At 64.8% G+C, this 10,886-nt stretch carries 9 protein-coding genes and 1 pseudogene; 8 read left to right on the top strand and 2 right to left on the bottom strand.

The features are described 5' to 3' along the window. The first annotated feature begins 16 nt into the window (after positions 1-16). From FBT96_RS16945 to scpA, 6 genes are all read left to right on the top strand, one after another. Positions 17-1,549, top strand: coding sequence for an acyl-CoA carboxylase subunit beta (locus tag FBT96_RS16945; protein ID WP_013066650.1), 1,533 nt, complete (start codon positions 17-19; stop codon positions 1,547-1,549). 10 nt (positions 1,550-1,559) lie between these two features. Further along, positions 1,560-2,099 (top strand): DUF6497 family protein, encoded by a 540-nt coding sequence (locus FBT96_RS16950; protein WP_136908707.1) that lies wholly within the window; start codon positions 1,560-1,562, stop codon positions 2,097-2,099. Between the two features lie 427 nt (positions 2,100-2,526). Continuing rightward, on the top strand, positions 2,527-2,931 hold the full coding sequence (locus FBT96_RS16955) for a hypothetical protein (RefSeq protein ID WP_136908709.1): 405 nt from the start codon (positions 2,527-2,529) through the stop codon (positions 2,929-2,931). 337 nt (positions 2,932-3,268) lie between these two features. Beyond that, positions 3,269-3,478 (top strand): hypothetical protein, encoded by a 210-nt coding sequence (locus FBT96_RS16960; RefSeq protein ID WP_136908711.1) that lies wholly within the window; start codon positions 3,269-3,271, stop codon positions 3,476-3,478. Between the two features lie 153 nt (positions 3,479-3,631). Continuing rightward, positions 3,632-5,635, top strand: a complete 2,004-nt coding sequence (locus tag FBT96_RS16965; protein ID WP_136908713.1) for an acetyl-CoA carboxylase biotin carboxylase subunit — start codon at positions 3,632-3,634, stop codon at positions 5,633-5,635. 89 nt (positions 5,636-5,724) lie between these two features. After that, entirely contained in the window at positions 5,725-7,854 is a 2,130-nt protein-coding gene (gene scpA, locus FBT96_RS16970; protein WP_136908715.1) for a methylmalonyl-CoA mutase, read from the top strand. Between the two features lie 108 nt (positions 7,855-7,962). Here scpA and bfr read toward each other — a convergent pair whose 3' ends face one another. Both bfr and FBT96_RS16980 read right to left on the bottom strand, forming a co-directional pair. Next, positions 7,963-8,448 (bottom strand): bacterioferritin, encoded by a 486-nt coding sequence (bfr, locus tag FBT96_RS16975; RefSeq protein WP_013066657.1) that lies wholly within the window; start codon positions 8,446-8,448, stop codon positions 7,963-7,965. Between the two features lie 21 nt (positions 8,449-8,469). Continuing rightward, complete coding sequence (locus FBT96_RS16980) at positions 8,470-8,712, bottom strand: (2Fe-2S)-binding protein (RefSeq protein ID WP_136908717.1); 243 nt, start codon at positions 8,710-8,712, stop codon at positions 8,470-8,472. Between the two features lie 146 nt (positions 8,713-8,858). Between FBT96_RS16980 and FBT96_RS16985 the strand changes: the two are divergent. Next, positions 8,859-9,578, top strand: a pseudogene (locus FBT96_RS16985) (phosphatidylserine decarboxylase); the annotation flags it as partial. Position 9,579: 1 nt separating this feature from the next. Beyond that, complete coding sequence (pssA, locus tag FBT96_RS16990; RefSeq protein WP_136908721.1) at positions 9,580-10,317, top strand: CDP-diacylglycerol--serine O-phosphatidyltransferase; 738 nt, start codon at positions 9,580-9,582, stop codon at positions 10,315-10,317. Positions 10,318-10,886: the final 569 nt, after the last annotated feature.

Genomic DNA, 10,886 nt, shown 5'->3' on the forward strand with positions numbered 1-10,886 from the left:
TCTCGGAGGGGACCCCATGAAAGACATCCTGAGCGAGCTGGAAAGCCGGCGTGCGGCGGCGCGGCTTGGCGGCGGCGAGCGGCGCATCGAGGCCCAGCACAAGAAGGGCAAGCTGACGGCGCGCGAACGCATCGAACTGCTTCTGGACGAGGGCTCGTTCGAGGAATTCGACATGTTCAAGGCGCATCGCTGCGTCGATTTCGGCATGGAAGCGGAGCATATCTCGGGCGATGGCGTCGTCACCGGCTGGGGCACGGTGAACGGCCGCATGGTCTATGTGTTCAGCCAGGATTTCACCGTCTTTGGCGGTTCGCTCTCCGAAACCCATGCCGAGAAGATCTGCAAGATCATGGACATGGCGATGCAGAACGGCGCCCCGGTGATCGGGATGAACGATTCGGGCGGCGCGCGGATCCAGGAGGGCGTCGCCTCGCTCGCCGGGTATGCCGAGGTGTTCCAGCGCAACATCATGGCCTCGGGCGTGGTGCCGCAGATTTCGCTGATCATGGGGCCCTGTGCCGGGGGCGCGGTCTATTCCCCCGCGATGACCGACTTCATCTTCATGGTGAAGGACAGCTCCTACATGTTCGTGACCGGCCCCGACGTGGTGAAGACGGTGACGAACGAGATCGTCACCGCCGAGGAACTGGGCGGCGCCTCGACCCACACGAAGAAATCCTCGGTCGCCGACGGCGCCTATGAAAACGACGTCGAGGCGATCGCGGAAACCCGCCGCCTGATCGACTTCCTGCCGCTCTCGAACCGCGAAAAGGCGCCGGTGCGGCCCTTCTTCGACTCGGTCGACCGGATCGAGGAAAGCCTCGATACGCTGATCCCGGCCAACCCCAACATGCCCTATGACATGAAGGAGTTGATCGCGAAAATCGCCGACGAGGGCGATTTCTTCGAGATTCAAAAGGATTACGCCGGCAACATCATCACCGGCTTCATCCGCATCGAGGGTCAGACCGTGGGCATCGTCGCGAACCAGCCGATGGTTCTGGCGGGCTGCCTTGACATCGACAGCTCGCGCAAGGCGGCGCGCTTCGTGCGGTTCTGCGACGCGTTCGAGATCCCGATCCTGACGCTGGTCGACGTGCCCGGCTTCCTGCCCGGCACCGGCCAGGAATATGGCGGCGTGATCAAGCACGGCGCGAAGCTGCTGTTTGCTTACGGCGAGGCCACCGTGCCGAAAGTCACCGTGATCACCCGCAAGGCCTATGGCGGCGCCTATGACGTGATGGCGTCGAAACACCTGCGCGGCGATTTCAACTATGCCTGGCCCACCGCCGAAATCGCGGTGATGGGCGCCAAGGGCGCGACCGAGATCCTGTATCGTTCCGAACTGGGCGACAAGGACAAGATCGCCGCCCGCACCAAGGACTATGAAGACCGCTTCGCCAACCCCTTCGTGGCGGCCGAACGCGGCTTCATCGACGAGGTGATCAAACCCTCGTCCACCCGTCGTCGGGTGGCCCGTGCTTTTGCGAGCCTGCGCTCGAAGAAGCTGGCCAACCCGTGGAAGAAACACGACAACATTCCGCTCTGAGGGGCGCGGAATGCTTCGTGGGGCCGGGCAGGCGCGCACAGCCTTGCGGGGGGCGATCGCGGTCGTCCTCGCTGTGACGGCGCTTGCCCGGCCCATCCTTGCCCAGGAAGACGCGGCGGTCGAGGCGGATCTGATCCCGCCGATGCCCGCGCAGACCGGGGCGGAGACGGCGTTCGGGCCGGTGCAGGAAACCGGGCCCTTGCCCGTGCCCTCGGGCCCGCCGATCGCGGTGCCCTCGGGCCTTGCGCCGCAGTGGCTCGAAACCCGGATGGACGCCGCCGGTCCGCAGGGGCTGACGCTGCGCTTTCGGTTTGTCGCGCCGGAGGTGGCCGGGGCGGGCTATGGCCCGGACAAGGCCTCGGCCGACCTGCAGGCGCTGTGCGACGGCTTCGCGCTGGCGCATCTGCCCAAGGACGGGCCGCAGCCTGCCGGGCTGGTGCTGGATCTGGCGGACCGCGTGGTGCCCTTCGGGGCATCGGACGACACAGCCGTGCAATTCTTCGAGGCCTATTCCATCGCCGATGGGGCCTGTCACTGGGAGCTTTTCTGATGGCGACGCCGCGCAAGGACACTAAGGGTTGGGGGGAAGCTACGGCTTGCCCGAAACTTTTGTGTTCACGCGCTTTTCGCTTCATCCCCCTTGACGGCCGGGGTAAGTTTACGCGCGACCGGAATCAGCCGGTCCGAACAATGACAGACAAGGACCCGACGGGCGGGGCATTCCGCCCGCACCAAGGTCCTGACAGGAGATACCCATGTCGAACAAAGTCCTCTTCGCCCTCGTCGCGATCGCTTTCGTGGCCGCTTGCGCGCCCAAAACCGAGCCGGTGGCTCCGGTCACCGTCGAACCGGTGCAAACCGGCAAATACAAGTAATCGGTTTCGGGGGCAGGGCAAGCCCCATGCCCCCGGCCTGCCCGTTCCGCGCTTGCGCGGGACGGGTCTGATGTGCGACCCCGCGCTGGAAAGGGGCACATCATGCTGAAACACCGTGGCTTCCCGGGGCGTCTTCCCGGGTCCGATTTCCAGTTCACCATCCGTCGCGCCAATGCCAAGAAGGGCGCCACCAAGATCGTCCGCCGCGAGCGTTACAAGGATCGGGCCGCGCCCGACCGTCGCGCCGATGCGGGCTTCATGGCGGCCCTGTGGAACCATTTTGGCGAAGAGCCCTTCGAGCGGGGCAATCTGGATGCCGGGCGCCTGTCCTGGCTGATCGGCCGCGAGGTCGTCTGGGCCAGCGAACCCGCCGATCCCTGCAGCTACGAGCAGCTTCTGCGCATCGACCGCAAGCGCGCCGAGGCGAGCTTCCCCGAGGTTTTCGCCGATCCCGACGCTTTCGACTGGGACGCGGACGAGGACGAGGCGGAGGACGACTGGGAATGACCCGGGTCCGGACGGCATATCGGCAGAAAATCGCCGATTTCGGCGGGGCTTTCGTGCCCGCCTCTGGCAATGCGGCATCGGCGCCCCATATCGGGATGCAGATGGCGTGTTTCGAAGCCGCGCCGTCCAACCTCCATGTTAGTGTCTTGGGGTCGCGGCCCGGCGTTTTTGTCGGGCCGCACCTTTGCGCCCCGGCCCTTGCCGGTGTCGGGGGACATTGGCAAAGCCTTGCCGATGCCGTCCGCCTTTGTCCTTCCGATCGGAACTATCCGTTGTGCTGGCGCGTTTCTGCGCTAGATTCAGGGGCAATCATAACCCCTGTCGGAGGCAGACACTCATGCGCAGCACTTCCCTTCTTCTCGCTCTCGTGGCGGCTTCGGCGCTGGCCGGCTGCATGGAAACCCAGGGCCAGCGCGCCCTTGCTGGCGGCGCGGCCGGGGCGATCATCGCCGATGCGGCCGACCAGAACATGGTCGCCGGGGCGGCGCTTGGCGCGCTGGCCGGTGGGGCGACCTGCAACGTCGGCGTCGGCGGTCCTTGCTACTGAGCTGACCCACATTTCCCCGCCTGCGCGGGGTGCAAACTCATGCCGCCATCGAGGGTTCCCCCCTCGGTGGCGTTTCGTTTCGCCCGCCATGACGGCACATGACATCACGAAAGGGGGCGCGGGCCAATCCGCGCCCGGAGGAAGGGACTGACCATGTTCAAGAAAATCCTGATCGCCAACCGCGGCGAGATCGCCTGCCGCGTCATCAAATCGGCGCGCAAGATGGGCATCAAGACGGTGGCCGTCTATTCCGACGCCGATGCGCAGGCGCTGCACGTCAAGATGGCGGACGAGGCCGTCCACATCGGCCCGCCGCCCGCGAACCAGTCCTATATCGTGATCGACAAGATCATGGAGGCGATCCGCAAGACCGGCGCCGAGGCCGTGCACCCGGGCTATGGCTTCCTGTCGGAACGGCGCGACTTCGCTGCCGCGCTGGAGGCCGAAGGCGTGATCTTTGTCGGACCGCCGTCGCCCGCGATCGAGGCGATGGGCGACAAGATCACCTCGAAGAAACTGGCGCAGGAAGCGGGGGTTTCGACCGTTCCGGGCTACATGGGCCTGATCGCCGATGCCGACGAGGCGGTGAAGATCTCGGATCAGATCGGCTATCCGGTGATGATCAAGGCCTCGGCGGGCGGCGGCGGCAAGGGCATGCGGATCGCCTGGAACGCCGAGGAAGCGCGCGAGGGCTTCCAGTCCTCGAAGAACGAAGCCGCGGCAAGCTTTGGCGATGACCGCATCTTCATCGAGAAATTCGTGACGCAGCCGCGCCACATCGAAATTCAGGTGCTGGCCGACCAGCACGGCAATTGCGTCTATCTGAACGAGCGCGAATGCTCGATCCAGCGCCGCAACCAGAAGGTCATCGAAGAGGCGCCCTCGCCGTTCCTTGATCCCGCGACCCGCAAGGCGATGGGCGAACAGGCCTGCGCACTGGCGAAAGCGGTGGGCTACACCTCGGCCGGGACCGTGGAATTCATCGTCGACGGCAACCGCAACTTCTACTTCCTCGAGATGAACACCCGTCTGCAGGTGGAACATCCGGTGACCGAACTGATCACCGGCATCGACCTGGTGGAAATGATGATCCGTGTCGCCGCCGGGGAACCGCTGCCCTTCAAGCAGGAAGATATCGGCATCAACGGCTGGGCGATGGAAAGCCGCCTTTACGCCGAGGATCCCTATCGCAACTTCCTGCCCTCGATCGGGCGGCTGACGAAATACCAGCCGCCGGTCGAAGGCCCGACGGCCTCGGGCGGGATCGTGCGCAACGACACCGGCGTCTTCGAAGGCGGCGAGATCTCGATGTATTACGACCCGATGATCGCGAAACTTTGCACCTGGGGCCCGACCCGCGAAGCCGCGATCGAGGAAATGCGTCTGGCGCTGGATACGTTCGAGGTCGAGGGCATCGGCCACAACCTGCCGTTCTGCGCCGCGGTGATGGATCACGACCGCTTCGTCGAGGGCTCGATCACCACGGCCTTCATCGCCGAGGAATATCCCGAGGGCTTCCAGGGCGTCCGGCTGGGCGATGTCATGCTCAAGCGCGTCGCCGCCGCCACCGCCGCGATGAACCGCGTCGCGGAAATCCGCCGCACCAAGATCTCGGGCACGCTGGGCAACCACGAGCGCCGGGTCGGCGATGACTGGGTGGTCAGCCTGCAGGGCGAAAGCTTCGCGCTGAAGATCGCCGCCGACAAGGCGGGTTCGACCGTGACCTTTGCCGATGGCACCGGCCTGCGCGTCGAAAGCGACTGGACGCCGGGCAAGTCGCTGGCGAAACTGACGGTGGGCGGCGAGCCCCTGGTGCTGAAGGTCGGCAAGATCCCGATGGGCTTCCGCATCCGGGTGCGCGGCGCCGATCTGAAGGTGCATGTCCGCACCCCGCGCCAGCATGATCTGGCGGCGCTGATGCCGGAAAAACTGCCGCCGGACACCTCGAAATTCCTGCTCTGCCCGATGCCCGGCCTGATCGTGAAGATCTCGGTCGAGGAGGGGCAGGAAGTGCAGGAAGGTCAGGCGCTGGCCACGGTCGAGGCGATGAAGATGGAAAACATCCTCAAGGCCGAGCGCAAGGGCGTGGTGAAGAAGATCAACTGCGCGGCCGGTGCCTCGCTGAAGGTCGATGACATCATCATGGAATTCGAATGAGGCCGGGGCTTTCCCCGTCTGAGAACTGAACGGACCGGCCGGGAGGGGGGCGCCCCCCCGGCCTTCGCCCCCCGAAACGAGGCTCGCACATGACCGACAAAATCGATGGCTGGCGCAAGCTGGCCGAAAAGGAACTCAAGGGCCGCGCGCCCGACAGCCTGACCTGGAACACGCTCGAAGGCATCGCGGTCAAGCCGCTTTACACCGAGGCGGACACCGCGGATCTGCCGCATATGGGCACGCTGCCGGGCATCGCCCCCTTCACCCGCGGCGTGCGGGCGACGATGTATGCGGGCCGTCCCTGGACGATCCGGCAATATGCGGGCTTCTCGACGGCGGAAGAGAGCAACGCCTTTTACCGCAAGGCGCTGGCGGCGGGGCAGCAGGGCGTCTCGGTCGCCTTCGACCTGGCCACCCACCGCGGCTATGATTCGGATCACCCGCGCGTCGTCGGCGATGTCGGCAAGGCGGGCGTGGCGATCGATTCGGTCGAGGACATGAAGATCCTGTTCGACGGCATCCCGCTCGAAAAGGTCTCGGTCTCGATGACGATGAACGGCGCGGTGATCCCGATCCTGGCGAACTTCATCGTGACCGGCGAGGAACAGGGCGTGGATCGCAGCCTGCTGTCGGGCACGATCCAGAACGACATCCTCAAGGAGTTCATGGTCCGCAACACCTATATCTATCCGCCCGAACCCTCGATGCGGCTGATTGCGGACATCATCGAATACACCTCGAAAGAGATGCCGAAGTTCAACTCGATCTCGATTTCCGGCTATCACATGCAGGAAGCGGGCGCGAACCTGGTGCAAGAGCTGGCCTATACGCTGGCCGACGGGCGCGAATATGTGCGCGCGGCGCTGGCACGCGGCATGAACGTCGATGATTTTGCCGGGCGGCTGTCGTTCTTCTTCGCCATCGGCATGAACTTCTTCATGGAAGCAGCGAAGCTGCGGGCGGCGCGGCTGCTGTGGCACCGGATCATGTCGGAATTCGAGCCGAAGAAACCGGGCTCGCTGATGCTGCGGACGCACTGCCAGACCTCGGGCGTGTCGTTGCAGGAACAAGACCCCTACAACAACGTCATCCGCACCGCTTACGAGGCGATGTCGGCGGCGCTGGGCGGCACGCAGTCGCTGCACACCAACGCGCTGGACGAGGCGATCGCGCTGCCGACCGAGTTTTCGGCCCGGATCGCGCGGAACACCCAGATCATCCTGCAGGAGGAAACCGGCGTCACCAAGGTCGTCGATCCGCTGGCGGGCAGCTATTATGTCGAGGCGCTGACGGCGGAGCTGGCCGACAAGGCCTGGGCGCTGATCGAGGAAGTCGAGGCGATGGGCGGCATGACCAAGGCCGTGGCCACCGGCATGCCGAAGCTGCGCATCGAGGAATCGGCGGCCAAGCGGCAGGCGGCGATCGACCGCGGCGAGGATGTGATCGTTGGCGTCAACAAATATCGTCTGGCCAAGGAAGACCCGATCGACATTCTGGACATCGACAACGTGGCGGTGCGCGAAAGCCAGATCGCGCGGCTGACGCAGATGCGCGCGACCCGCGACGAAGCCAAATGTCAGGCCGCTCTGGCCGAAGTCACCCGGCGCGCGAAAGAGGGGGGCAACCTTCTGGACGCCGCCGTCGATGCGGCCCGGGCCCGGGCCTCGGTGGGGGAAATCTCGATGGCGATGGAAGAAATCTTTGGCCGTCACCGCGCCGAGGTGAAGACGCTGGCGGGGGTCTATGGCGCGGCCTACGAGGGCGATGCGGGTTTTGCGCAGATCCAGGCCGATGTGAACGCCTTTGCCGAGGCCGAGGGGCGGCGTCCGCGGATGCTGGTCGTGAAGATGGGGCAGGACGGTCACGACCGCGGCGCCAAGGTGATCGCGACGGCTTTCGCCGATATCGGCTTTGACGTCGATGTGGGCACGCTGTTCCAGACCCCCGAGGAAGCGGCGCAGGATGCGGTCGACAACGACGTGCACGTGGTCGGCATTTCCTCGCTGGCCGCCGGTCACAAGACGCTGGCGCCGAAGCTGATCGAGGCGCTGAAGGAAAAGGGCGCCGAGGATATCCTGGTGATCTGCGGCGGGGTGATCCCGCAGCAGGACTATGATTTCCTGAAGGCGGCCGGGGTGAAGGCGATCTTCGGGCCGGGCACCAACATTCCGGCGGCGGCGCGCGAGATCCTGGATCTGATCCGCGCGGCGCGGGGCTGACACGGGGCAGGGGGGGCGCTGCCCCCCGCCTTCGGCCCCCCCGGGATATTTCTGGCAAGATGAATGAAAAGGCGCTCCGCGAGGGGCGCCTTTGACCTTTGCGGGGGCTTACTCGGCCGCGTCCATCGGCGCGGCATTGAGCAGCGCGAAGCCCTGCGGCCCGAGCCGGTCGTACAGCGAGATCTGCGTTTCGAGGAAATCGACGTGGCCTTCCTCGTCGGTGATCAGGCTTTCGAAAATGTTCTTCGAGACGATGTCGCCCACCTCGGCGCAGTAATCGCGCGCTTCGCGATACAGTTTCAGCGCGTCATGTTCCCCCGCCAGATCGCATTCGAGCGTCTCGCGCGGGCCCTCGCCGATGCGCAGCGGGTCGAGCTTCTGCAGGTTCGGATGGCCCTCAAGGAACAGGATCCGGGCGATGATCTTGTCGGCATGGCCCATTTCCTCGATCGATTCCTCGCGGCTTTTCTTTGCCATCTTCGCGAGGCCCCAGTCTTCCTGCAGCCGGAAATGCACCCAGTATTGCGAAATCGCGGTCAGTTCCGACCGCAGTGCCGCGTTGAGAAATTCGATGACTTTTGCGTCGCCTTTCATGGCTGCGTCCTTTCCCTGTTGTTACATGCGCAGGTTGCGCAGCTCCGCCGGAACCTGCGCAACTTCTGCGGGCACTGCCAGATTGGCATTTTCCTGCATCGTGGCAAGGAAAAGCGGCATGCAGCCGCCACAATCCGCACGTTTGCCAAGCGCGCGGTAAATCTTGCCCGGGGTGATCAGCGCGAAGCGGTCCGAGGCGCGCATCCAGTCGATGGCGGCATGAATGTCGCGATGGGTGATGTGCTGGCAGTGACAGACGATCATGGGGCCTCCGTTGCAAAAATACCTAGCGAAACAGTCGGAAAAGTCAATCCGAGTCTTTTGCTTGGGTACCGGCTTGGCCTGCGGGTTGCGGCAAGGCGCAGCGGTTTCCTTGCGCCGAAACTTGCGGTAGGAAGCGGCAACGGAAAGACCAAAGAGAAAGGCTCGCCATGTCCGTTTCCATGCTTTCCACTTTCGTCAAGCCGATGCACCCGGAGGGGCGCAAGTTCGTCGCCATCGCGGCGGCGATCACGGTGATGCTGTTTCTGCTGTGGGAGCCGCTGGGCTGGATCGGCACCGGCCTGACGATCTGGGTCTATTATTTCTTCCGCGATCCGCCGCGGGTGACGCCGGTGCGCGAGGGGCTGATGATCTCGCCCGCCGATGGGGTGGTGTCGCTGTTGCAACCCGCGGTGCCGCCGGCGGAACTCGGTCTGGGCGAGGCGCCGATGACCCGGGTTTCGGTCTTCATGTCGGTCTTCAACTGCCATGTGAACCGGCTGCCGCTGGCGGGGCGGGTCACCAAGGTCGCCTATCACAAGGGGCTGTTTCTGAACGCCTCGCTTGACAAGGCGTCCTTGGACAACGAGCGCAACGGGCTGGCGGTCGAGACCGCGGCGGGGCAGCGCTACGGCGTGGTGCAGATCGCGGGTCTGGTGGCGCGGCGCATCCTGTGCTTCGTCAAGGAGGGCGATCAGCTTGCCACCGGCGATCGCTTCGGGCTGATCCGCTTCGGCTCGCGTCTGGACATTTACCTGCCCGAGGGCGTGCAGCCCCTGGTCTGCATCGGTCAGACGATGATCGCCGGGGAGACGGTGATCGCCGACCTGTCCGGGACCGAGGCGGCCCGCACCGGCGAGGTGCGCTGAGATGAGCCTTGAGCCGCAGGACCGCGAAAAGCTGCCGTTCCTTTTCCTTCTGCCCAACCTTGTCACGCTGGCGGGGATGTGTCTGGGCCTGACCGCGATCCGCTTCGCGATGGTGGGCAAGTTCGAGATGGCGGTGACGCTGCTTCTGATCTCGGCAGCGATCGACGGGCTGGACGGTCTGATCGCGCGGCGGCTGAAGGCGACGTCGGAATTCGGCGCGGAACTCGACAGCCTGTCGGATTTCCTCTGCTTTGGCGTCGCGCCCGGGGTGCTCGTCTATCGTTTCGCGATGGGCGAGGGGAATGCGCTGGGCTGGATCTTCGTGCTGATCTACGCCGCCTCGGCCTGTCTGCGGCTGGCCCGGTTCAACGTCACCCGGAGCGAGGATGGCGCGGGCAAGACCCATTTCACCGGCGTTCCGGCGCCTGCGGGGGCGATTTTGGCGCTCTTGCCGATGTTCCTGGCCTTCGAGGGCTGGCTGGCCGGTCCGGTGCTGCCGGTCTTTTCGGCGGTCTGGCTGGGGGTGGTCGGCATGCTGATGATCTCGCGGCTGCACACCTTCTCGCCGAAGTCGCTGAAGCTGCGCGGGATCGGCGTGGTGGGGATGCTTTTGGGCACGGTGATGGTGATGGGGCTGATCGTGACGAAGCTCTGGCTGTTCCTGATCGTCGTCGATCTGCTGTATGTGGCGGTGCTGCTGCCCGAGATCTGGCGGGTCCGGGGACGCATCCTGCGCTGAGACGGGGGGAAGAGCTGCGAAAGGCCGGGGATCTTCCCCGGCCTTTTCGATTCCGGTCGCGGGGCAGGGCAGGGGGGGCGCCGAGTCAGGGAAAGGCGAGGCGGAAGGGCGCGAGTCAGGGGGGGAGGCGAGTCGGGGCGAGCCCCCCGATTCCCGGTTTTCGGCGGGGCGATTCTAGATCGGCGCCGAAAAATCGCCAGAGAGGCCGCGCAAGGCGGTCGCGTGCCTTCGCATTTCGCCCAAGTTTTCCTCGGAAATTCCGAGCGTAACGAAGAAAAGTGACGGATTTGCGAAAATGCCTCTTGCGGCCCCCCGTCGAGATGCGTAGAAACCTCCTCACCGAAGCGACGGTGGTTGCAGCGGGACGCAAGACGGTGACTGACGAAAGCGAAAGCTGACGAAACGAAACGGATCGCGGGATACACTGAGGTGTGACGGCCTGAAGCGCCAACTGAAAATGGCGGTTCTGGTTTGTTTTTGCCTCTTGCTCTTTGACATTGATGATATCTGAAGAGATATGTGGGCGGTTTGGTCGTGCAAGCGACTGCGGACCGAACACGTATCGCACT

Origin of the sequence: Rhodobacter capsulatus, assembly GCF_005144475.1 — a bacterium.
GTDB lineage: Bacteria > Pseudomonadota > Alphaproteobacteria > Rhodobacterales > Rhodobacteraceae > Rhodobacter > Rhodobacter capsulatus_C.

Coding starts and splice junctions, on each gene's coding strand:
- FBT96_RS16945 (WP_013066650.1), top strand. CDS start 17: ATGAAAGACATCCTGAGCGAGCTGGAAAGCCGGCGTGCGGCGGCGCGG.
- FBT96_RS16950 (WP_136908707.1), top strand. CDS start 1,560: ATGCTTCGTGGGGCCGGGCAGGCGCGCACAGCCTTGCGGGGGGCGATC.
- FBT96_RS16955 (WP_136908709.1), top strand. CDS start 2,527: ATGCTGAAACACCGTGGCTTCCCGGGGCGTCTTCCCGGGTCCGATTTC.
- FBT96_RS16960 (WP_136908711.1), top strand. CDS start 3,269: ATGCGCAGCACTTCCCTTCTTCTCGCTCTCGTGGCGGCTTCGGCGCTG.
- FBT96_RS16965 (WP_136908713.1), top strand. CDS start 3,632: ATGTTCAAGAAAATCCTGATCGCCAACCGCGGCGAGATCGCCTGCCGC.
- scpA (WP_136908715.1), top strand. CDS start 5,725: ATGACCGACAAAATCGATGGCTGGCGCAAGCTGGCCGAAAAGGAACTC.
- bfr (WP_013066657.1), bottom strand. CDS start 8,448: ATGAAAGGCGACGCAAAAGTCATCGAATTTCTCAACGCGGCACTGCGG.
- FBT96_RS16980 (WP_136908717.1), bottom strand. CDS start 8,712: ATGATCGTCTGTCACTGCCAGCACATCACCCATCGCGACATTCATGCC.
- pssA (WP_136908721.1), top strand. CDS start 9,580: ATGAGCCTTGAGCCGCAGGACCGCGAAAAGCTGCCGTTCCTTTTCCTT.